The sequence below is a fragment of the Ensifer sp. SL37 genome (assembly GCF_026672675.1).
Taxonomy (GTDB): Bacteria; Pseudomonadota; Alphaproteobacteria; order Rhizobiales; family Rhizobiaceae; genus Ensifer; species Ensifer adhaerens.
The window spans coordinates 1,148,508-1,169,546 of the sequence record NZ_JAPPRN010000001.1 but is presented as its reverse complement, the minus strand read 5'-3'; the positions used below and the strand labels follow the sequence as shown (position 1 = coordinate 1,169,546).

The following is a 21,039-nucleotide window of genomic DNA, read 5'->3' as shown; positions in this document are numbered from 1 at the left end:
ACCATTTTTCCAAAAGGGCGGGTCACTTGGCCGGATTTCTGATCAAACGTTTTCTGCAGGCGGTCTTCGTCGTGTTCGTCGTGACACTGACCGTCTCCTATGCCATCCGGTTCACCGGTGACCCCGCGCTAATGCTGGCGCAGGGCGCTGGCAGCGTCACCGAGGCCGACCTCGTGCGCATCCGCGAGGGGCTCGGCCTTAACCAGCCGTTCCTGGCGCAATATGCCGATTTCATCACGGGCATGTTCAGGCTCGATTTCGGCCGCTCCTTCATGGGCGGTACGCCTGTTTCGCAGCTGATCGCCTCTGCGCTGCCGGCGACCATGCTGCTCGCCTTCGCCTCGCTGATCGTCTCGATCGCGATTTCCATTCCGCTCGGTATCCGCGCCGCCGTCGCCCGCGGCAAGTGGGCCGACCAGACAATCCGCATTCTGTCGCTCGTCGGGCTTTCCTTCCCGAACTTCTGGCTTGCGATCATGCTGGTCCTGTTGTTCTCGATCGTCCTCAAATGGCTGCCGCCAAGCGGCATGGACGGTTTTGCAAGCTTCATCATGCCGGCGCTGACCATGGGCATCATCCTGACGGCGACCAATGTGCGCCTGGTGCGCACCGCGATGCTGGAAACCTTGCAGTCGCAATACATCATGGTCGCGCGCGCCAAGGGCCTCAGCGAAAGCAAGGTGCTCTACAAGCACGCACTTCGTAACTGCGCGATCCCGCTGATCACCTATTTCGGCCTGCAGTTCGGCGGCCTGCTCGGCGGCATCGTCGTCGTCGAGCTGGTGTTCAACTGGCCGGGCATGGGCACGCTCGCCTTCGACGCGGTCGCCTCGCGCGATTACCCCGTGCTTCAGGCGGTCATAACCGTGCTTTCGCTGATGATCGTGTTCGTCAATCTTCTGGTCGACATCGCCTATGGCCTCGTCGATCCGCGCATCCGGACGGAGTGAGCCGATGTCGTCAAAGGCTTCCAGCACCCGCTTCGCCCGCTTCCGCAACCTCGAATTCATCCTCGGAGCGCTGCTCACCGGCGGCATCTGCCTCGCCGTTCTCTTCTCTGGCGTGCTCTTTCCCGGCGGCGTCGACAAGATCGACCTGATGGCGCGGCTGACGCCGCCCTTCGTCAATTGGGCCCATCCGCTCGGCACCGACCCGCTTGGCCGCGACGTGCTGGCTCGCGTGGTTGCCGGCGGCAAGATCTCGCTGCTCGTCGGCCTGACGTCGGTTGCCGGCGCCGTCGTCGTCGGCGTGGTCATGGGGCTTGTCTCCGGCTACTATCGCGGCTTCTGGGACATGCTCGTCATGCGCTTTGCCGATGTGCAGCTGGCGCTCCCCTTCATCCTGCTGGCGATCACCTTCATCGCCATCGTCGGCGGTGGGCTTGGCAACACCATCATCCTGCTGATCGTCTCGCAGTGGGTGCAATATGCGCGGCTCGTGCGCGGCTCGGTCCTGTCGCTGCGCGAGCGCGAGTTCATCCAGTCGGCCCGCGCCATCGGCGTTCGCGACTACAAGATCCTGTTCCAGCACCTGTTGCCGAACCTAATCGGCCCGGTGATCGTGCTGATGACGCTCAACGTCGCCAACAACATCCTGCTCGAAAGCAGCCTCACCTTCCTCGGCCTCGGCGTCGATCCGCTGATCCCGAGCTGGGGCGGCATGCTGGCCGACGGCCGCACCTACCTGCAGAACGCCTGGTGGGTCAGCGTCTTCCCGGGCCTTGCGATCCTGCTCACCGTTCTCGGCCTCAATCTTCTCGGCGACTGGCTGCGTGACAGCCTCGACCCAACCGGTAGAACTTCACGATGACGACGATTTTCGAAGGCGCCTTCGAGCGCACCCTCGACACGCTTCTGACCACCTACGGCAAGGAAGCCGCCCGCGGCACCAAGCTCGAAGCCTGGCTGTTCGACGATGCCGCCAGCCGCAAGGCTGCCGAACAGAAGCTTGCAAGCTTCGGCGTCAAGGCGGCGCTCAGGAGCGCCTACAAGCCGTTGTTGCATTTCTTCCTGGAAGAAGTGGATCGCGCAGCCCTCGCAAGCGTCGTCGTCCGCTATCCCCAGCATGAGGGCGCCCCTCAGAACCGCTTCCTGCTCGAAGCCTATCCGCTCGCAGCCCTTCTCGGCGACGCCGAGATCCGCTTCGAGGCCGGCAGCGCCAAGGCATTCACCTACGATGTCGCGCTGACCTTCCGTGACGGGCGCCAGGAAAACCACGCCGTATTCGCACCGAACCGCATCCACACCGATTTCATCGGCGAGACGCTTTTGTCGCCGACCGGCTGGATCCGCCTCGACGAGGGCTGCGACAAGCATCGCGAATGCCACCTCGATACCGACTATGAGCGGCTTTTTGCCGGCACGATGCAGGCGATCTCCGATCATGCCTGGGGTGACAGCGAGCCCTATTTCGAAGAGCTCAACATCCGCGTGACCCTGCCGATCACCGACTTCCGCCTGCCTGTCGGCGAGGAAGTCATCAGCCTGCGCGAAGCGCTGCACGAGGACTTCTATTTCTCGCTGCTCGAAGTCTTCCAGAAGAAGTCCGGCCGCCCGCTCGGCGACCGCGGCCTGAAGCCCGGCCAGATCGTGCCGGAGATCGTCTTCGGCGTCGGCAAGCCCACCGTCGTCGTCAAGGCGCGGCCGCTGCAGGCGACGGATGTCGAAGGCGAAACCCTGCCGCTCGAAACCGCCGAGGCACCGCTGGCGGTGGCGCAGATCCATGCCGAACTCGCCGCGATCGACGGCCAGCCCTTCGAGGCCAGGTCGCGTGCCGGCCGGCCAGTGAAGGCCCGCTATCACAAGGGAAGCGATGCGCCGGTCATGATCAGCGGCGGTCAGCATCCGAACGAGACGACCGGCATCGTCGGCGTGCTTCGCGCCGCCCAGGCGCTCGCCGCCCGCACCGGTAGCCACTTCACCATCTCGCCGCTCGAAAACCCCGACGGCTATGCCGTGCACCAGCGGCTGCGCGTCGACAACCCGCTGCACATGCACCATGCCGCCCGCTACACCGCCCTTGGCGACGATCTCGAATACCGCACCGGTGCAGCACTCAACGAGCGCGAGATCCGTAAGGAGGCGGAGCGGCTGACCGGCGCGCAGCTGCACGTCAACCTGCACGGCTATCCCTCGCATGAGTGGACGCGGCCGCTTTCGGGCTACGTGCCGCGCGGTTTTGCCATGTGGACCCTGCCCAAGGGCTTCTTCCTGATCATGCGCCACCACGCCGAATGGGAAGCGCGCGCCGAACAGCTGATCGCGGAAGTCACCGAGCGGCTTGCGGCCGTTCCGGGCCTGCTCGCCTACAACGACGCCCAGATCGCGCTTTACGAGACGCATGCCGGTGAAACCGGTTTCCGCATCATCAACGGCTTCCCCTGCATGATCTCCGTCGACGACCGCCACACGGCACCGCTGACGCTGATCACCGAATACCCGGATGAGACCATCTACGGCGATGCCTTCATTGCCGGCCATGAGGCTCAGAAGGAAACGGTGCTTGCGGCCTATGATGCGTTCCAGCGGATCATAGCCGTCGCCTGACCTCCGTCATCGGCCGGCCCATGGCCGGTCCCGTGCCGCTGCGTACCCTTGCGCAGCGACACATCGTTTGACGATCTGCGCCTTGCGCGGCAGCGCCCGCCCGGCGCTGCCGCGCAAGGCAATTTTTGAGGGCTCTTGTCCGATCGCTCGCCCCGCAAATGCGCGGCTATTCTCTCCGTCCCATCCGAATACGGTAAGCCTCGGCCGCTCTGCATTGCCGGGCTCCCGTTCTCGCCGCTAGAAAGGCAGCGAAAGGCCGCAACGTTGTTGCAATCCTCGTCCACCAGACGTGAACGAGACACGCCTATCGGATTCGGAGATATTCAATGCGCCTGCTCCTTGTCGAGGATGAGCTGGAAATGGCGGCAGCACTCAGTGCCGCACTCAGCCGCTATGACATGATCCTCGACCATGCACCGTCGATCGACCATGCGATGGCGGCGCTGGCCAACCAGGTTCACGACGGCATCATCCTCGACCGGCAACTGCCCGACGGCGATGGCCTGTCGCTGATCCCGCGGGTGCGTGCGCTACGATCGGGAATCCCGGTAATCGTGCTGACGGCGCGCAGCGCCATCGACGAACGGGTCAGGGGGCTCGACATGGGCGCCGACGACTATCTCGCCAAGCCGTTCGCCGTGGAGGAATTGCTGGCGCGCATCCGTGCCCTGATGCGACGTTCACCTGATATTGCGCCGATCACCGCCCGCATCGGCCAGCTGATCTTCGATTTCGAAGGCCGACAGGCCCGCGTCGACGGCCGGGTGCTGGACCTGCCGCGGCGGGAGCTGCTGGTGCTGGAGGCTTTGGCGCGCCGGCAGGGGCGCACGGTGCAGCGCTCGACGCTGGAGGAATCCGTCTATGGCTATGACGACGAAATCCAGTCCAATTCTCTCGACGCGCATGTTTCGCGGTTGCGCCGCAAGCTCTCGGAAACCGGTGCCGGCGTTGAAATTCACAGCATCCGCGGCGTTGGCTACCTTCTGAGACCCTCTCCATGACGAACGCTTCCACCAACTCGCTGAAGAAGCGCCTGATCTGGCAGATCCTGACCTTTCAGGTGCTGCTGTTGATGGCGGTCATCGCCGGCTTCATGGCCTTGCTGACGCGCGCCGATCTCGGCGGCAAGTTCCTCGACGCCGACGCCGCGTCGATCGCGGCCGGGGCAATCCGGCCGGATCCCGCCGGTGGACTGACGCTGGTTGAGACGCCGCAACTGCTTGCCATGCGGGCCGAGTCCGCCGATTTCTGGTTCGTCGCACGCAACGAACGCGGTGACATGATCCGCAGCGGACCGGTGCCGGACGCCTATCGCAGCATTGGCGAGCACCTCGACCGCATCGCCTTTGGCGATATGCGTGACAGCATCGAGCCCTATACCCTCTCGTCGATCGTGCGCTCGGTGACCACGGACAACGGCACCTATACGGTGCTTGCCGGCGGAGGGCGGCTCTGGAGCGCGTCCTTCGCGGTGTTCATCCTGGCAAACCTTCTGCTTTTGCCGATCGTCTTGATCGTGGTGCTGATCCCGGCCTTCGCGATCCCGATCATCGTAAGGCGCGCCTTTGCCGGTCTTGCCGAGGTGGTCGACCAGGCAAAGACGATCGATGTCGAGCGCCGCGGTGCCCGGCTGCCCGATCATCGCATCCCCGGCGAAGTGCGACCGCTCGTTGAGGCGTTCAACGGCGCACTGCAGCGGCTCGATGAGGGGTACGAGCGCCGCCAGCGCTTTATCCTCGACGCGGCACACGAGCTTCGAACCCCGGTTGCGATCCTGCACACGCGCCTGGAAAGCATGGAGGCCGGCCCGCTCCGGAACCGCCTGCTGATCGATTCCAACCGCATTGCCGGCCTTGCCGAACAGTTGCTCGATCTCGAACGCATCGATCGCGACGGCACGGATTTCGGGCAGCTCGACCTGGTTTCGCTCTGCCGCGATGTGACGGCCGACCTCGCCCCGCTTGCGCTTTCGGCCGGCTGCGACCTTTCCTTCGCTCCGGGCACGGAGCGCGTCGTCGTGCGCGGCGATACCGGCGCCATCGAGCGGGCGGTCACCAACCTCGTGCGCAACGCCATCGAACACGCCGGCGGCCTGATCACGATCCGGGTGGAGCGCGGCGGCGTGATCGAGGTTACCGACGAAGGTCCCGGCATACCGGAGCGGGAACGGGCCCGGATCTTCGAGCCCTTCCATCGCCTGCAGCCGCGGGACCATGGCGCCGGCCTCGGCTTGCATCTGGTCAGCGAGATCATCGGCCGCCACAAGGGTCACATCTCGGTGGTCGATGATCCCAAGGGCGGCGCCTGCTTCCGCATCACCTTGCCTGCCGGCTAGGATTTTCCTCAGTCGGCGTATGGTTAACAGATAACTAACAACCAAATCAGTAACTTAGACAAGTTGCGCAATGTTGGTGCAATCCGTGGGGCCGACAAAGGCCGTGTACCGTCCAAACATCGCATCCCACCCCAAGGGTGAAGCGCGCATGGGAGGACGCAAGCGCCATCAAGGCGCGTTTCCTATCCACGGAGCAAGAAAATGCGGCAGTCCAGCAAGTTTTCCATCTGGTCGGGTCTTACCCTTCTCGCCCTCTGCGGCGCACAGCCGTCCCAGGCGGCTGATTTCTCCGCCCCCACCTATCAGGACCCGCCGGCCTTCAGCTGGAGCGGCGCCTATGTCGGTGCCCATGGCGGCCTTGGCTTTACCGGCAGCCCCAACCCGTTCGCCGACCGCAATGGCGTCGCGCTCGGCGTCCAGGCCGGCTACAACATGCAGGCCGGCCCCGGCATCGTCGGGGCGGAAATCGAAGGCTCCTATCTCGGCGACACCGAGCACAAGGTCAACGGCGGCAAGCTCAAGGAGAAATGGCGCGGCGCCATCAAGGCGAAGGCGGGTCTCACCTTCGACCAGACGCTCGTCTACGGCACGGCCGGTTACGCCATGACCAGCTACAAGAAGGGCGGCGACGTGCGTAACGACGTCGGCTTCAAGGGCGGCTACCTGCTCGGCGCCGGCGTGGAACAGGCCTTTGCCGGCGGCCTCTCCGCCAAGCTCGAATACAACTACATCACGACGCCCGATGTCCGCACCCACACGAGCTCAGGCTCCAGCGAGAAAGACATCAACAGCCACGTCATCAAGGCCGGCATCAACATGCGTTTCTGACGGGTCCGACGGTTTGCGGCGGCGCTGCAACGTTCCTCCCAGCAGCGCCCCGACAGACCGATGCCCCTGCCCTGATCACTCCGCCGCTTCCCGCGCCGATCGCTCGGGCGTTGCAAGCCGGCGCCAGATCGGCGCCATGGCAGCGGCGATCTCGCCGTAAAGCGCAAAGCGCCTGTCATAATGCGCGGCAAGTGCAGGGTTTGGACGGTAGTGGCGCTCGGTCTTGACCATCGCCGCAGCACCGGCGGAGATATCGGCGAAAAGGCCGATGCCGGCGCCAGCCGTAATCGCGGCGCCGAGCGCGCCGGTCTCGCGTGAACGGGCGACCGTCACCGGCACGTCAAGCACGTCGGCGAAGATCTGCGGCCAGATCAGGCTGCGCGATCCGCCACCCGAAAGCACCGCCTCCTCGAAGCGAGCCCCAGCCGCGCGCAACGCCGCGATATGCTGGCGATGGCCGAAGGCGACGCCTTCAAGCACGGCGCGGACCAGATGACCCTTGCCGTGCCAGCCGGCGACGCCGTAGAAGCCAGCGCGCGCGTTGCCGTCCTGCTGAGCGCCATAGAGGAACGGATGGTAGAGCGGGTCATCAGAGGCCGGCGTGACCTCGGATGCCAGCTGGCAGCAGAGATCGAAGGGCGACCGACCATCCTTGCCGTCGTGCGGAAAGAGCTCGCGCACCAGCCATTCCAGATTGGCCGCCGACGTGGCACTCGCCTCGATCGCCATGTAGCGCTTGCGATCGAAGGTCGAGGACATGAAGAGCGGACGTGAGAGATCAGGCTGGTCGATGATCACCTGGTTGATGCTCCAGGTGCCGGCGATGATCGAGGCAGCACCGGTGCGGGTGACGCCCGAGCCGATTGCCGAAGCGACCACGTCGAAGAGCCCACCGACAACGGGTGTGCCGGCAGCCAGACCCGTCTGCGCCGCCGCTTCCTCGGTAACGCGTCCGACGATATCGGCGCTTTCGGCGAGATCGGGCAGCAGGTCCATGTCTTCGCTGAGGCCATAGGCCTTCATTAATGCCGCATCGTAACGCCTACCGGCGACATCGAGCAGGCCCGCGCCGCTCATGTCCGAGACGTCGCTGACGCGCGCGCCGGTCAGGCGATTGATGACGAAGTCCTTGCAGAGAAACACCGTGCCGATTTTTTCAAACTGCTCAGGCCGATGGCGCTTCAGCCAGGCAAGCAGGGTCGGCGTTTGTGATGGCCAGGGCTTCTGCCCGGCGATCGGATAGGTTCGCTCGCCGACGCCTGCGGCCTGCCACTCCTCGACGAGGCCGGCGGCGCGAGTGTCGAGCGACTGTATGCCGACAAGCGGTTCTCCGTCTCGATCGAGCGCGTAGAGACCGTTGCCGTGCCCGGCGCAACCGATCGCCGCGATCTCGCTGGCATCGATGCCGGCGCGCTCGATGCAGGCGCGGATCACCACCTTGGCATGGCTCCACAGTTCGCCAAGCCCACGCTCGACATGGCCGGGCATCGGCACATGGCTGTGCCCTTCTTCCGCGGCCATCGCGATCTCGTTGCCGTCACGATCGAAAAGTACCGTCTTGATCACGGTGTTCCCGGCGTCGATCCCGAGCAGATACTTACCCATTGCCGAACCCCTCCCCAAGGTCCTTAATCCATTTGCCGGAACGCCGCCGGTGTCCTCACAGCGGCAGCGTTCCTCTTGCGCCGGAGCATCGCTGGTGAAGCGGTTCCGGCTGAGCGATTTCAACCGCGCTGGTAGAGCGCGTAGGCTTCTTCGCCGCTTACATCCTCATGGATGATCGCCATCAGGCCGCGCACAACGGCGCTCGGATTGGCGTGCTGGTAGATGTTGCGCCCATAGACCATGCCCATTGCGCCCTGACGCATCAAGGCCGCCGACTTGTCGAAGACGTTGCGCAAGTCCTCCTTGCCGCCGCCACGCACGAGAACCGGGCAGCGCGCCGCCTCGACGACCCGGTGGAAATCCTCGGCATTGGTGGTCGGGTCCGCCTTGACGATGTCAGCGCCCATCTCGCGCGCAAGCCGGGTCAGCGTCACGATCTTCTCGGCGTCGCCATCGACCATGTAGCCGCCGTGCTCGGTCACCGGCTGCATCACCAAGGGCTCGATCATCAACGGCATGCCGTACTTGTCGCAATCGGCCCGCACGCGCGAGATGTTGGCGACGCATTGGCGGAAGAGATCGGGCTCGTCCGGCAGCATGAAGAGGTTGACGACGACGCAGGCCGCGTCCATCGCCAGCGCGCCGATCAACGGTTCGGCCTCGTTCTGCAACACGGCCCACATGTGCCGGTGGCGGATGCGGTTATAGGGGTTGCCCATGTCGAGACGCGTGACCAGCGCCGGCTTGTCCTTGCCCGGCACCTCCTGCAACAGATCCGCCTGGCCAAAATTCATCTGGATCGCATCCGGTGCGGCCGCGACCAGCGCCTTGACCACGGCTGACATGTCTTCAAGACCATTGAGGAAGGAGGGTTCGTTGCAGACGCCATGATCGATCGCGACGTCGAGGCAACGTCCACCGCCGAACAGACGGTTCATCCGGACCTTGCTGTTGTTTCGCATAATGCACTCCTTTGTTCGTTCCGTACGGATAGGGTTTCCTCGTCGACGCCATGGCGCTCGACGAGAAGGGCAAGAAATCGCTTACGCTCGACCGCGACACGCGGCGGCAACCATTGCTTTTCGATGGCAAGCACGGCGAGCACCGCATCCACCATGTCGAGCGAGAGCTCGCCGGTGATTGCGAGCGTCGTGCGGCGCAGCAGCAGGTCCTCGAGATGTTCGACGGCTTCGCTGCGGATCAGGTATTGCAGCTCGCGCGCGGAGTAATCCCGATGCGGCAAGGCATGGTCAGCGCCGGCGGCGATGAGATCGGCAACGTCTCGCGCGCCCGTTCCATAGCGGACGAAAAGCACTTGCATGCGCTCCCGCGAAAGCCCGGTGGCTGCCGCAACATCATCGACCCATCGGTCGCGATCGGAGGGATAGTCTTGCCCGCCACCGATGGCACGTTCTCCGGTGCTGACATGGCGCTGTTTTGCGAGCCGTTCCAGGGTGAGGTCGGCCGCCATTTCGCCGAAGGAGCGGAACGTCGTCCATTTGCCGCCGATCATGCAGAGCACCGGCGGACCGCCCTCAACACCCTCCACGAAGGTGCAGAAATGGTCGCGCGGGATGCGACCGGTGAAGCTGTCCTGGCTCGCCGGCAGCGGCCGTACGCCCGAGAACTGGAACACCACCTCTTCCGGCCTGATCCGGATGTCTGGCAGGACGAAGGCGAGCGACTGCAGGATGTAGTCGCGCTCGTCGGCTTCGCAGCGCACGGTTTCGGGATCATCGACACGAATGTCCGTCGAGCCCACCAGCACCTTGCCGAGATAGGGAAAGAGGATGCAGATGCGGCCATCCTCGTTCTCGTAATAGATCATGTGGCCGTTAAGCGCTTCCATGAGTTGGGCATTGTCGATGATCAGATGCGAGCCCTTGGTGCCGCCCATCAACGGGGCCGGCTTCGACGTTGCGGGAAACAGTGCGCCGTTGGCGATATCGATCCAGCCGCCGGTGGCGTTGATGATGAGGCCGGGCTCGATCGCAGCGACCGCGCCGGTGACATCGTCCTTCAGTTCGTAGCGTCCGGGTGCGGCCAGCGTCAGTTCGGCGTAGTTCAGCGCCTGCGCGTGAGAACCGGCGGCAAGCCCGTCCTTCAACAGCTCGATGCCGAGACGTTCCGGCTGGCTGACCCAGGCGTCGTAATAGGTCGCGGAACTCTTGATGTCGGGATTGAGCGCCGGCCAGCGTGCAAGCGTCGTGCGCCGCCCTCGGAAGGCATGCTTCGGCATCAGCGCCCGCTTGCGCGTCAGGAAATCATAGATGCCAAGGCCCATCTTGACGGCGACGGCGCCACGGCGGCTTGGCCGCCGCGTCAATCCCAGGAAGCGAACCGCGCCATTGGCAAGGCCCGAGAAGATGTCGAAGATCGGCACAGTCGTGGGCAGCGGCGCCACGTAATGCGGCGCGTTCTTCAGCAGCCGATCGCGTTCGACCAGCGATTCCCTGACCAGGCTGAACTCGCCATTTTCGAGATAGCGAAGACCGCCATGCACCATGCGTGACAGCGCCGCACTCGCGCCCGAACAGTAGTCGTGCTTCTCGACGAGCAGCACGTTCACCCCCTGCAGCGCCAGTTCACGAAAGACGCTGAGGCCGTTGATGCCGCCGCCGAGGACGCACACGTCCACCTTCGGGCTCTTGGCGAGCCCGTTGAAAATCTCTTCCCGGTTCATGATGGCAGTCCGTTAGCTGTCCATGTTGACGAGCGTCGCCGCGATGGCCGCGTCGATCCCCGCGAGATCATCGTGATCGAGCCGGATCGTCCCGGCCCTTGCATTGTCGAGCGCTTGCGCCGGATTGCGTGCGCCGCAGAGCGCGAAAGTTACGCCCTCCTGGCAGAGCGTCCAGGCAATGACGATCTGGGCGATTGTCGCGCCATGCTTTTCTGCGACCGGCTGGATGGCCCTGGCAAAGGCCGCAACCTTTTCGCGGTTGCCGACCGAGAAGCGCGGATTGTCGCGCCGCTGGTCGTCGCCTGAAAACACCCGCTCCGGTCCGATGCCGCCGGAGAGAAGGCCGAGCGCCAGCGAGGAGTAGCTGAGCGTGGCGACGCCGTTGCGCCGCGTCAGCGGCAAAAGCTCCGCCTCGATCTCGCGATCGATCATGCTGAAGCGTTCCTGGATCGCGTCGAGCCCGCCGATCGCGATGTACTGTTCCAGTTCGCTACGGCCGACATTGCTGGCGCCGATCGCCCGGATCTTGCCCGCCTGGCGCAGCTCTTCGAGCGCGGCCATGGTCTCCTCGATCGGCGTCGTCGGGTCCTGCCAATGGGTGATGTAGAGGTCGATGTAATCGGTGTCGAGCCGCTTCAGGCTCTGCTCGACCTCGTGATGGATCGCATCTCGGCCGAGGTAGCGGTGCACCGGCTTGCCGTCCTGGTCGAAGAAGTGCTTGCCCTTGTCCGTATGCCAGACGAGCCCGCACTTGGTGGCGATGATTGCCTTGTCGCGGCGGCCGGCCAAAGCCTTGCCGACGATCTCTTCCGAGCGGCCGAGGCCATAGGCCGGCGCCGTATCGATCAGCGTCACACCGGCGTCGAGCGAAGCCTGGATCGCCGCGATCGATTCCCGCTCGTCCGTGCCGCCCCACATCCAGCCGCCGATCGCCCAGGTGCCGAGCCCGACGGCCGAAGCCTTCACTCCCGATCGGCCGAACTCCCGCATCAATTGATCCCCGCTCATGCCAGAAGTCCCTTTTCGCTTGCCATGGCGAGCACGCGCTCGCCGGTCGCCTCGTCCGTCACCAGTGTGTCGAGGTGGTGTCCCCGCATGACGCTGAGGATCGGTCCGGCCTTGTTCGGTCCACTTGCCACGCCGATCTTCGTCGGGATCGAGGCGAATTCCTCGAGCGTCAGCGAGACCAGCGAACGGTTGAGGCTGTAGTCACAGACACGTCCCTCATCATCGAGCAGATGGGCGAGAAGTTCGCAGCTTGCGCCAGAGCGCTCGATTGCCGCTCGGTCCGTGCTCGAAGACGGATGCAGGTCGTAGTAGCTCGAATCGTCCGAAAGGATCGAACCGATGCCGACCACCGCCACCTTTGCTTCGCGCGCCCTCCCGAAGACATCCGCCACCGAGCGCATGTTGATCAGCATCGCCCGCTCGGCGGCACTGTCGGCAAAGAGCGGCGCGTGGATCTGGAAAGACCGCCCGCCGAGCCGGTCGGCCATCATCGTCGAGACGTGGTTCACATCCGTATAGTGCTTGCCCTGGACGCAGCCGGTGCCGGGGATAACCTCGACATCGAAGCGGCGCGGCGCCTGCAGCCCCGCGACGACGGCACTGACGCCCTTGCCGCCGGTGATGCAGATCGTGTCGCCATCGCCGATCTCTTCCAGCAGCAGCCGGGCTGCCGCCTCGCCGACCGCCTGGAGTGCGGTCTGCTGATTGTCGGAAACGGTCGGCACGACGATCGCCCGGCGGATGCCGCCGATCGCAAGCAACTGCTCTTCCATGTCGACCAAGGGCTCGATCGGCGACTTGATCTTGATCTCGACCAGGCCAAGCTGACGGCCGCGCTTGATCAGCCGGTTAACGGTCGGCTGCGAGATGCCGAGCCGATCGGCGATCTGCGACTGGGTCAGTCCTTCGAGGAAATGCAGGACGAGCGCCTGATGCATCTGCCGCGCGACGACGAGTTCTTCTCGCGCACTTGAGGCCTGGGACAAAATGGGTTTGGCAATCGGCATGGTCAGGCTGCCTTCCGCTTGTGCAGCAGGTGGTCGATGGAAACGGCAGCCAAGAGAATGCACCCCTTGATCATGTCCTGCCAATAGACGGAGACGTCGAGCAGGATCAACGAGCTGGTGACAACCGAGAGAAGAGCGATACCGAGGATGGCGCCGAGGATGGTGCCCGAGCCGCCGTTGAGCGAGGCGCCGCCGATGACCGCCGCAGCGATGATGTTGAGCTCCATACCGACCCCGAAGGTGGGCGTCGCGGCGCCGAAGCGCGACATGTAGATAACGCCGGCGACACCTGCGAGCGTCGAGCAAAGCACCGTCACCCAGAACTTCACCTGCTTGGTCTTGATGCCCGAATAGAGCGCCGCCTTCTCGTTGCTGCCGGTATAGAAGACCTTGCGGAAGGCGGTCGCCCGGCGCAGCAGGAAGTCGAAGAGCACGACGACGGCGACGAAGATCAGGATGACATAGGGCACGCCGTGGAAGGTGCCCTGCCCGACCGCCTTGAACGACGCCGGCAGCGTGAAGAGCGACAGCGGCGTGCCCTTGGTGATGACGAGGCAGAGGCCGCGCACGATCACCATCGCCGCCAGCGACGTGATGAAATGATTGAGCCCGACGACGGTGACGAAGAAGCCCATGATCATGCCGATCATGCTGCTGGCGAGGATGCCGACCAGCGAGGCCGTCCAGGGATCGACACCGGCGAGAAACAGCGAACCGGCCAGCACCATGGCAAAGCAGACGACCGAGCCGACGGCGAGGTCGATGCCGCCGACAATGAGCAGGATCGTCATGCCGACGACGACGATGCCTTCGACCGAAAAGCTCATCAGCATGGCGCGCATGTTGCCGAAGGTGAGAAAATGCGGCGAGGCAAAGCTCATGATGATACCGAGCGCCAGGATGATCGCGATCAGCCCCGCCTCACGCATCGTGCCGATGCGTTTCCAGGCGGGCGCCTGCGCATGCGTTGCAACCATCGTATCAACAGCCATTTCCGCCTCCCCGGCTCTATCAGTTCTTTCAGGCGACATGATCCACCATCCGGCCAGCCTCGACCGTTTGCGTCACCCCTGAGGCCAGGCGGATCACCGCCTCCTCGCTCATTTCTCTGTCATCAAGCTCGCCGGCGATCGCGCCTTCGCGCACGACCAGCACCCGATCGCAAAGCCCGAGCAGCTCCGGCAGTTCCGACGAGATCACGACAATGCCGATGCCGGTTTCTGCAAGCTCGCGCAGCAGCCGGTGGATTTCGGATTTGGCGCCGACATCGATGCCGCGCGTCGGCTCGTCCATCAGGATCACTTGCGGGCGAACGGCGAGCTGCTTGGCAATCGCCACCTTCTGCTGGTTGCCGCCCGAGAGCGACGAGACCGGCATATCGATGCCGCCCATGCGCACGCCGAGCCGGCGGACGAAATTGCGGGCGAGATCGGCCTCGGCCCTGGAATTCAGCAATCCGAGCGGCCCGGTCAGCGTCTTCAGATCAAGCACCGAAATATTCTGCGCGATCGACAGGTCGACGAAGACGCCGGACCCCTTGCGATCCTCCGAGAGATAGACGATGCCGGCATCGACCGCGTCGCGATAGTTGCCGATGCGCTGCGGCTTTCCGCGCAGCGTAATGTCACCCTTCGACTTGGCCCTCAGACCGCAGATCGCTTCGGCGATCTCGGTACGACCGGAGCCGATCAGACCGCCGATGCCAAGAATTTCGCCCCGCTTCAGATCGAAGGAAACGGTGTCGATGCGGTCGCCATCGCTCAAGCCACGCACAGAGAGAATGGTCTCGTCCGTCCGCGCCTCCGGCGCCTGCTTTTGCGGATAGAGCTGGCTGATCTCGCGGCCGACCATGCGGCGTACGACATCGTCAGCAGTCACGTCGGCGATCTTCTCGGTGACCACATGGCGGCCATCACGAAACACGGTGACGCGGTCGCAGAGCGAAAAAATCTCGGCCATGCGGTGGCTGATATAGATGATCGATATGCCCGCGGCCTTCAGGTCGCGGATGATGGCGAACAGCGCCTGCGCTTCGGCTTCCGTCAGCGCCGCGGTCGGCTCATCGAGGATCAGTACGCGGCAGTCGAGCGTCAGCGCCTTGGCAATCTCGACCAGCTGCTGGCTGGAAATGGCGAGGTCGGCGACCTTGCGGCGGACGTCGATCGGCGCCAGCCGGTTCATCACTACCTGGGCTTCGCGTTCGAGCGCGCCGTAATTCATCAGCGGCGAACGCCGGCGGTTGGTGGCGGCCATGAACATGTTTTCCGCCACCGTCGCATCCGGGCAGAGCGCGATTTCCTGGTGGACGAGGCCGATGCCGAGCGTCTGGGCGGTCGCCGGCGAGGCGATTTTCACGGGCGCTCCATCCACCAGCACCTCGCCGTCATTCGGCTGCAGCACACCGGCAATGATGTTCATCAGCGTGGATTTGCCTGCGCCGTTTTCGCCGCAGAGTGCGTGGATCTCTCCCCGCTCGAGGCGAAAATCCACCTCCGTCAGCGCCTTCACCGCACCGAAATGCTTGGTGACGCGCCGGACCTCCAGAACCGGTTGTGCTGTCATGCTGTCCTCCACCCGCAGTCCTGGCTGCCCGGAAACGACCGGGCAGCCAATTCACAATCTTACTCGTCGATGCCCTTGGTGCCACGACGCTTCAGGTACTTGTCCCAGTAGAAGTCATCGGCATTTTCGGCGGTAACGATCGAAAGGCCGTTGTCGACGAAGGGGATGCTCATCGGGTTGAAGCCGGAACGCTTGGCGTCGTTCATCGGGTCGATCAGTTCCGGGTGCTTGGCCATCCACAGGAGCATGAAGCCCATATAGCCCTGCATGCCCTGGTTCGGGTTGATCGAACCGAAGACTTCGCCGGCCTTGATCATGTCGAGGATGTTGGCGTTGACGTCGGCGCACATGACGAGGACCTTGCCGCCGCTTTCCTTGCTGGCCTGGGCCGCACCGATCGCGGAGTTAGCTTCCGGCATGAACACGGCGCCGAGGTTCGGATTGGCCTGGATGAGGCTCATCAGACCCTGATAGGCCTTGTTCGGATCCTGGTTCGAGGCGGCGCGACCGACGAGTTTCATGTCGGGCCACTTCTCGGCCATGCGATTGACGAAGGCGGTAATGCGCTTGTCGTGGTTGTCCTGGCCGGGGTTTTCAAGAACGGCATATTCGCCCTTGCCGCCCATCTTCTCGGCGATCGCGTCGGCGGCATAGATGCCTTCGCGGGTGTTGTCCGAGGTGATGAAGGAGACGCGCTTCGACAGCGGCGAGTCCGCAGCGAAGGTGACGACTGCCGTGCCCTGATCGATCGCCCGGTTGATCGGCTCGATGAACGGATCGGAGTTCATCGGGTGCACCAGGATGCCGGCCGGGTTCTGGGCAAGCGCCTGGTCGAAAGTGGCGATCTGCTTGTTGACGTCATACTCCGGCGTGCCGGTATATTCGGTCTCGCAGCCGAACTGCTGGCCGGCCTGCTTGAACATTTCATAGACCGGGAACCAGTATTCGACGCCGGATACCATGACGTTCATGACGTATTTTTCGCCGGGCTGGCAGCGAAACGGGTTCGCCGTTTCGGCGCTTGCCGAACCTGCCCAAAACGAAGCTGCAATGACCGCCAGAGCGGTCGTGCTGAGAAATTTGCGCACGCGTCCTCCTCGAGGCCGAAGCCCCTCCCAAAAACCGATAGGGCCGTTTGTTTGCGGTGCCGCTGAATGTATGAGTTCGCCGGAACTCCTCCTCGACTTCCGACGATTGCGATTTAAGCCACGGACTCAGCTTCTGTCAATATAATTCACAGCATGAATAATAATTCACGCGCGACGTGGAAAACCTCGGGTCCGGGCCTTCAATCAGCTGTCACGCAGACCCGTTAGAGCGCGATCATGGTTACCCTGCAACAGATCGCCTTTCATGCCGGCTGCTCGCTGGCAACCGTATCGCGGGCGCTCAAGGGCGAAGGTCCCGTCAGCGACGAGATGGTGCGTCGCGTGCGCCGGGCGGCGGCCGAACTCGGCTACCGGCCGTCGCCGGCCACGGGACGCGCCACCAACCGCAGCCAGCCCGTCGTCGGCGTGCTGGTGCCAAGCGTCACCAACCCGGTGTTTGCCGCCTCGCTCGGCGGCATCCAGCACCGTTTGCAGGCGGCGAACCATGGCGTGCTGATCGCCCAATCCAATTATGATCCCGCACTCGAGGCGCGCGCCGTGCGCTCGCTGCTCGAACAGCGGCCGACCGGTCTGATCCTGACGCTCTGCGACGCCAAGACCAGCGAGGCGCTTTCGGCGGCGCTGCCGCCGACGGTGCTTCTCAACAACCGGCCGGTCGCACGCTTCGCTGCCGCCGTCACCGTCGACAATTACCGGGCCGGTTTCGATCTCACCCGCCACATCCTCGACCACGGTCACCGCCGCATCCTCGTCGTCTCCGGCCACTTCCGTTCATCCGACCGGGCGCGCCTGCGCTATGACGGCTATTTGGCCGCTATGCAGGAAGCCGGCGCCCGGCCGATGGAGGCGGTCGAGATCCCCTTCGTCGACGGCTATGAAAACCTCGACCTCGCGACGGTTCTTGCGCAGCACCGCCCGACCGCAATCATCGCTTCCAACGATCTGCTGGCGCTCGGCGTGATAGCAGCGCTGCGGCGTGAAGGCCTTTCCGTGCCTGACGATGTCTCCGTCGCCGGCTTCGACGGCATCGCGCTTGGCCGGCTGATGACGCCAACACTCACCACCATCTCGATGCCCGACGGCGACATGGGGCTCGCAGCGGCGGCTCTGTTGCTCGATATGGCCGAGAATGCGTCGGGCTGCCGCCATCTCAATCTCGACTGCCGACTCTACGCAGGCGGGACTGTTCGCCACCTCGCGTGAGCAAACACGAAAACACCGCCTCGAAGTTTCCTTCGGGGCGGCGTCGATCGATTTGGTTACAGGATCAGCTGCGCGGCAGCAGGCTTTCGACTTCGGCCGCGGCCTCGTCCAGCGCTTCCTTCGGCGAGGCCTGCTGCTCGACGATGCGCGACAGGTTCTCGACGATCGTCTGCGTCACCTTCACCCCGTTGCTACCGGGGAAGGCATACCAGGGGCGCATCAGCGCCATCTGCTCGAGACCCGCGCGGAACAGCGGGTTTTCCTTGTAGAAGTTGGCGAGATACTCAGGCGACTTGGCGGCCAGCTCGTTGTTCGGCACATAGCCGGTGCCGGGAACGACAACCGAGGCGCCATAGGGGCCGGCTGCGAACTTCGCGAACTTCCAGGCGGCTTCCTGCTTTTCGGCGTCGCGCGTCAGGATAACGACGGCGTTGCCGCCGGTCGGCAGCTTGCCCTTTGCCGGGTCGATGAGCGGGATATGGGCAGTGCGCAGGTCGAACTTGTCGCCGACATTCTTGATGGTGTTGCGCAGCGCACCCGTCGTCTGGAAGGCGAAACCGACCTTGCCGGCAACGAAGGCCTGCTCGCCGGCCTGCTTGGTCAAAACCGGCAGACCGCCTTCCTTGACCATGCGGTCGAGCACTTCGACGGCCTTCTCACCTTCGGGACCGTTGAAGGCAACCTTGCTTTCGTCTTCGCTCAGCATCTCGCCGCCGGCGCCGAAGAGCAGCGCGGAGAACATCCAGTCATCGCCCTGCCAGCGGAAATCGATGCCCTCGTTGCCGTCGCCAAGCGCCTTGATCTTGCCCCCAAGCGCAATGACCTCGTCCCAGGTCTTCGGCGGGTTTTCCGGGTCGCCGCCGGCTTTGCGCACGAGATCGGCGTTGTAATACATGATCGGGTTGGAGGTGGCGAAGGCAAGGCCCACCTGCTTGCCGCCCACCTGGGCGAGCTTCAGGATGTTTTCGGAAAAGCCCTGCTCGGCCATGTTGCCGTCCTTGGCGATGAACGGGCCGAGATCAACGGGGACGTCGCGCTCGTTGACCATGCGCAGGCGGTTGAGGCCGATGAAGGTGAGATCGGGCATCTCGGCCGTTCCGGCCTGACGCATGATCGTCTGGATGCCTTCCTCATAGGTCGCCGACGGATTGGCGAAGGTGATCTTGATATCCGGGTTTTCTTCCATGAACTTCTTCGAGATCGTATCCATCACGTCCTTGAAGAAGCCGGGCATCGGATAATGCACCGTCAGCTGGGTCTCGGCGTTGGCGGGGGCTGCGAGGATTAGCGATGCGGCAGCCGCGGTGAAAAGCTGTCTCAGATGTGTCATGGGTTGCGCTCCAGGTTGGACCGTTCAGCCTTTGAGACCGGTCATGGTAATGCCCTCGACAAAACGCTTCTGCGCCAGCAGAAACGCGGTCACGAGGGGAAGGGTGATGATGAGGGTCGCGGCCATCAGCGCGCCGTAGTCGTCGCCGGCTTCTGCGGCGCGGAAGTAGAGAAGGCCGAGTGGCGGGGTCGCATAGTCCTGGTTGGTGACGACGATCAGCGGCCAGAAGAGGTCGTTCCAGTGGGCGACGACCGAGAAGATTGCAAAGGCGGTGATCGCCGGCCAGGCGTTTGGCACGATGACGCGCGCGACGATGCCGGCTTCAGACATACCATCGAGGCGTGCCGCATGGATCAGATCGTCGGGCATGGCGCGGAAAAACTGCAGGAACAGGAAGATCGCGAACACCGAGATCGAGAACGGCGCCACTAGCGCTGCGTAGCTGTTCAGCACCGACAACCTGTCGAAGGCCACGTAAATGGGCAGCGCGGTTGCGTGGATCGGCACCAGGAGGCCGAGCATGACCAGCACCATCATGGTGCGGGCCGCCCGAAATTTCAGCTTCGCCATGGCATAGGCGCAAGGGATGGCGACGACGATCTGGATGACGAAGATCAGCGCGCAGACGACAACGCCGTTGAAGAGCAGGGTCGTCATCGAGACGCGCGACAGCGCCTTGGAAAAGTTCTCGATATAGGACCACTGCTCAGGGATCAGCGACAGCGACGAGGAGAAGATCTCGCTCTGAGCCTTGCCGGCGGTCGAGACCATGAAGATGTAGGGCGCGAGGAAGATGAGCGCGCCAAACGACAGAACGGCGAGGCGAATGAGGCGGGCGACGGAGATGGTGTTGGTCATGCGTAGTGAACCTTCCGGTCGAGCACGCGGTACTGCAGGAACATCAGGACGACGAGGATGGCGAGGAAGACGACGGTCATGGCCGAGGCATAGCCGACGCGCAGATAAACGAAGCCCTCCTGGTAGATGGTGAAGAGCAGCACCTCCGACGCCTTGTTCGGACCGCCCTCGGTCAGCGTCTTCACCGTCTCGAACACCTTCACTGAGTTGATGATGCTGATGGTGGTGACGAACAGCGTCGTCGGCCCGAGCATCGGCCAGGTCACCAGCCGGAAACGATCGAACCAGGTCTTGGCGCCGTCGACTTCGGCTGCGGCATAGAGCTCGCGCGGGATGGCGGTGAGACCGGCGAGGAACAGCACCATGTTGAAGCCGACCGACTGCCAGATGCCGATGATCGACAGGCCATAGAGCACCGTGCCGGAGGCCCCGAGCCAGTTGGGGCCGGCAATGCCGAAAACGGCCACGAAGGTGTTGATCGGGCCGATGGTCGGGTGAAACAGGAACTGCCAGACCGTCGCCATGGCGACGAGCAGCGAGGCCACCGGCAGGAAATAGACCGTGCGGAAGAACGCCCGGCCCTTGGTTTCCGCCTCGATCAGCATGGCGATTGCCAGCGCCAGCACGATCGAAACCGGTGTGACGATCGCGGTGTAGACGGTGGTGTTCCAGAGCGAGCGCCGGAAGGTGCGGTCGCTGAAGAGTTCGGCATAGTTCTCGAAGCCGACAAAGCGGAAGCTGCCGTAGCCGAGCTCGAAATCGGTGAAACCGAGAACGATCACCGCCGCGGTCGGTAAAAGGATGAAGAGGACGAGCAGCGTGATGGCCGGCAGCGCTAACAGCCAGGCAATGCGGGCCTCGCGGCGATCGGGATCGGTGGTCGCGGCACCGATCGCCGTCTGGGTCCGCAGCCGCTGCGCCGGCTGGACACCGTCTCGCAGAGATGAATGTTGAGGCATTGCCTCC

At 63.9% G+C, this 21,039-nt stretch carries 18 protein-coding genes; 7 read left to right on the top strand and 11 right to left on the bottom strand.

What is annotated here, in order from left to right; all coding sequences use genetic code 11:
* Window positions 1–26: 26 nt before the first annotated feature.
* The 6 genes from OVA00_RS05315 (at window position 27) to OVA00_RS05290 (ending at window position 6,708) form a co-directional block, all read left to right on the top strand.
* A complete protein-coding gene (locus OVA00_RS05315) occupies window positions 27–950 on the top strand; it encodes an ABC transporter permease (RefSeq protein ID WP_034805623.1) in 924 nt (307 codons plus the stop codon).
* 4 nt (window positions 951–954) lie between these two features.
* Window positions 955–1,809 carry an ABC transporter permease gene (locus tag OVA00_RS05310; RefSeq protein ID WP_060581039.1) on the top strand — a complete coding sequence of 285 codons (855 nt, stop codon included), beginning with the start codon at window positions 955–957 and terminating at the stop codon, window positions 1,807–1,809.
* Complete coding sequence (locus OVA00_RS05305) at window positions 1,806–3,545, top strand: peptidase M14 (protein ID WP_268088270.1); 1,740 nt, start codon at window positions 1,806–1,808, stop codon at window positions 3,543–3,545. The genes OVA00_RS05310 and OVA00_RS05305 overlap by 4 nt, the downstream gene beginning before the upstream one ends.
* A gap of 326 nt (window positions 3,546–3,871) precedes the next feature.
* Window positions 3,872–4,546, top strand: coding sequence for a response regulator transcription factor (locus tag OVA00_RS05300; protein ID WP_060521968.1), 675 nt, complete (start codon window positions 3,872–3,874; stop codon window positions 4,544–4,546).
* Window positions 4,543–5,880 (top strand): sensor histidine kinase, encoded by a 1,338-nt coding sequence (locus OVA00_RS05295; protein WP_060521967.1) that lies wholly within the window; start codon window positions 4,543–4,545, stop codon window positions 5,878–5,880. The genes OVA00_RS05300 and OVA00_RS05295 overlap by 4 nt, the downstream gene beginning before the upstream one ends.
* 201 nt (window positions 5,881–6,081) lie before the next feature.
* Window positions 6,082–6,708: an outer membrane protein gene (locus OVA00_RS05290; RefSeq protein WP_051659706.1), complete on the top strand. Its 627-nt coding sequence runs from the start codon at window positions 6,082–6,084 to the stop codon at window positions 6,706–6,708.
* 75 nt (window positions 6,709–6,783) lie between these two features.
* On the opposite strand, the gene OVA00_RS05285 is transcribed toward OVA00_RS05290, so the two are convergent.
* The 8 genes from OVA00_RS05285 to OVA00_RS05250 form a co-directional block, all read right to left on the bottom strand.
* Window positions 6,784–8,313 carry an FGGY-family carbohydrate kinase gene (locus OVA00_RS05285; protein ID WP_268088268.1) on the bottom strand — a complete coding sequence of 510 codons (1,530 nt, stop codon included), beginning with the start codon at window positions 8,311–8,313 and terminating at the stop codon, window positions 6,784–6,786.
* 119 nt (window positions 8,314–8,432) lie between these two features.
* A complete protein-coding gene (locus OVA00_RS05280) occupies window positions 8,433–9,275 on the bottom strand; it encodes a class I fructose-bisphosphate aldolase (protein ID WP_442780440.1) in 843 nt (280 codons plus the stop codon).
* A complete protein-coding gene (locus tag OVA00_RS05275; protein ID WP_268088267.1) occupies window positions 9,248–10,996 on the bottom strand; it encodes a glycerol-3-phosphate dehydrogenase/oxidase in 1,749 nt (582 codons plus the stop codon). Before OVA00_RS05275 ends, OVA00_RS05280 begins: the two co-directional genes overlap by 28 nt.
* 12 nt (window positions 10,997–11,008) lie before the next feature.
* Window positions 11,009–12,004 carry an aldo/keto reductase gene (locus OVA00_RS05270; protein ID WP_268088265.1) on the bottom strand — a complete coding sequence of 332 codons (996 nt, stop codon included), beginning with the start codon at window positions 12,002–12,004 and terminating at the stop codon, window positions 11,009–11,011.
* Window positions 12,001–13,011 (bottom strand): sugar-binding transcriptional regulator, encoded by a 1,011-nt coding sequence (locus OVA00_RS05265; RefSeq protein WP_034805596.1) that lies wholly within the window; start codon window positions 13,009–13,011, stop codon window positions 12,001–12,003. Before OVA00_RS05265 ends, OVA00_RS05270 begins: the two co-directional genes overlap by 4 nt.
* 2 nt (window positions 13,012–13,013) lie before the next feature.
* On the bottom strand, window positions 13,014–14,003 hold the full coding sequence (locus OVA00_RS05260; RefSeq protein ID WP_060521961.1) for an ABC transporter permease: 990 nt from the start codon (window positions 14,001–14,003) through the stop codon (window positions 13,014–13,016).
* Between the two features lie 28 nt (window positions 14,004–14,031).
* Entirely contained in the window at window positions 14,032–15,573 is a 1,542-nt protein-coding gene (locus tag OVA00_RS05255; protein WP_268088262.1) for a sugar ABC transporter ATP-binding protein, read from the bottom strand.
* A gap of 59 nt (window positions 15,574–15,632) precedes the next feature.
* Window positions 15,633–16,661, bottom strand: a complete 1,029-nt coding sequence (locus tag OVA00_RS05250; RefSeq protein WP_034805587.1) for a substrate-binding domain-containing protein — start codon at window positions 16,659–16,661, stop codon at window positions 15,633–15,635.
* A gap of 237 nt (window positions 16,662–16,898) precedes the next feature.
* Here OVA00_RS05250 and OVA00_RS05245 point away from each other — a divergent pair, with 237 nt between their 5' ends.
* On the top strand, window positions 16,899–17,885 hold the full coding sequence (locus tag OVA00_RS05245) for a LacI family DNA-binding transcriptional regulator (protein ID WP_060521959.1): 987 nt from the start codon (window positions 16,899–16,901) through the stop codon (window positions 17,883–17,885).
* 64 nt (window positions 17,886–17,949) lie between these two features.
* Here OVA00_RS05245 and OVA00_RS05240 read toward each other — a convergent pair whose 3' ends face one another.
* Genes OVA00_RS05240 through OVA00_RS05230 form a run of 3 tightly spaced genes read right to left on the bottom strand, consistent with a single transcriptional unit; the run spans window position 17,950 to window position 21,032 of the window.
* Window positions 17,950–19,215, bottom strand: a complete 1,266-nt coding sequence (locus OVA00_RS05240; RefSeq protein WP_060530407.1) for an ABC transporter substrate-binding protein — start codon at window positions 19,213–19,215, stop codon at window positions 17,950–17,952.
* 24 nt (window positions 19,216–19,239) lie between these two features.
* Window positions 19,240–20,073: a carbohydrate ABC transporter permease gene (locus tag OVA00_RS05235; RefSeq protein ID WP_268088257.1), complete on the bottom strand. Its 834-nt coding sequence runs from the start codon at window positions 20,071–20,073 to the stop codon at window positions 19,240–19,242.
* A complete protein-coding gene (locus OVA00_RS05230) occupies window positions 20,070–21,032 on the bottom strand; it encodes a carbohydrate ABC transporter permease (RefSeq protein ID WP_268088255.1) in 963 nt (320 codons plus the stop codon). Before OVA00_RS05230 ends, OVA00_RS05235 begins: the two co-directional genes overlap by 4 nt.
* Window positions 21,033–21,039: the final 7 nt, after the last annotated feature.